The following is a 1,478-nucleotide window of genomic DNA, read 5'->3' as shown; positions in this document are numbered from 1 at the left end:
GCCCTCGTGCCGGTCGAGCCGGGCGGCGGTGATGGCCGCCTCGGCCGCGCTGGGCAGGGTGAGGCCGAGCAGGCCGAGCCCGCCCAGCAGCAGGTGGCGGCGGGTCGGCGCGGGCTGGTCCTGCTGCCCCTCGGCCGGATGGTCTGCGGGATGGCCCCTGCCGGGCTGTTCGCTCATCGCGCGGCTGTCCCCCTTCGGTCGTGCGGCCTGGCCGGCGGGCGTCCCCCTCCCATCGTCCAGGGTGGCGCCGGGCGTGCCGGCGCGCGGATGCGGTGGCCGCCGGAGCAGGCCATGCGGGCCTGGCCGCCGGGCGGCGGATCGCCCGGCCCAAGGGGCGGGGGTGGGCGGGGCGGTGGAAAAACGCCGGCCGCGCCCGTTCCCCTGCGGGGGCCGGGGTGCTTCGGGCTGGCTGTATCACGGCATCGCCGCAGGATCACGGGCAAAGTTCATGTAACATCTCAGCATCGCAATGCCTTGTGGAAGGGCAGGGCGCCGCCTATGGTGACTTGCCCCGGCGGCACGCGCCGCCGGCGGAGGGTCCGGGCCCGGCCGCCCGCTTCATTCCGGCTCCAGCCGCGCGCGCGGCGGGCGGGGTGCGCTGCGGCCGTCAGGAACTGGCAAGGGGTTGCCCCTATGATGTGTGGGGCAGGGTTGCCCCGTTGCGCCGGTGTTCCACGGCCCGCTCCGCCGGCGAGTGCGCAGGGTGCGGAAGGGGGCCAGGGCGACCGCCCAGCCCCTGCCACGTGCCTGCCGCTGGCCCGTTCGCGCCGCATGGCGCCGCTTCGCGCGGTGCCGTGGCGTGATCCCGGGGCCTGCGCGCGGCGCGCTTCACAAGGGTCCCCCCCATCCGGGGCGCGGCCCGCCGAGACGAGAGGTCGGAACCAGAGCCGCATGGCCACCGCTTCGCCACGCCGCCTGTGCGATCCCGCTGCCTCGGGCCTGCCCACCCATTGCCGCCGCCGGCAGCGCGACCGCGCCGGCGGCCTGGAGCATCCCGGTTCATGACCAAGCGCATGCTGATCGATGCATCCCACGCCGAAGAGACACGCGTGGTGGTGCTGGACGGCAACCGGCTCGAAGAATTCGACATCGAGACCGAGAACAAGCGCCCGCTGAAGGGCAACATCTACCTGGCCAAGGTGGTTCGCGTCGAACCCAGCCTGCAGGCCGCCTTCGTCGAATATGGCGGCAACCGCCACGGCTTCCTGGCCTTCGGCGAGATCCATCCCGACTACTACCAGATCCCCGTCGCCGACCGTGAGCGGCTGCTCGCCCTGCAGGCCGAGGAGTCGCAGGACGAGGAGGAGGATGAGGTCTCCGAGGCCGATGCCGACGCGATGGTCGCCGCCATCGAGCGCATGGCCGATGCCGACGAGGCGGGCGATGCGCCGGACGGCGCCGCGCCGCGCAGCCAGGCGATGGCCAGCGGCGAGAGCCGCAGCGCCAGCCCGGAGGCGTTGCTGGCCGCCGAGGCCGCC

The 1,478-nt window shown here is 74.6% G+C and carries 1 pseudogene; it reads left to right on the top strand.

From position 1 onward, the window contains the following. Positions 1-1,001 precede the first annotated feature (1,001 nt). A pseudogene (locus HMPREF0731_RS26275) lies at positions 1,002-1,478 on the top strand (ribonuclease E/G); the annotation flags it as partial.

Source organism: Pseudoroseomonas cervicalis ATCC 49957 (genome assembly GCF_000164635.1).
In the GTDB taxonomy this organism is placed as follows: domain Bacteria; phylum Pseudomonadota; class Alphaproteobacteria; order Acetobacterales; family Acetobacteraceae; genus Pseudoroseomonas; species Pseudoroseomonas cervicalis.
This window is presented reverse-complemented; position numbering and strand designations above follow the sequence as displayed.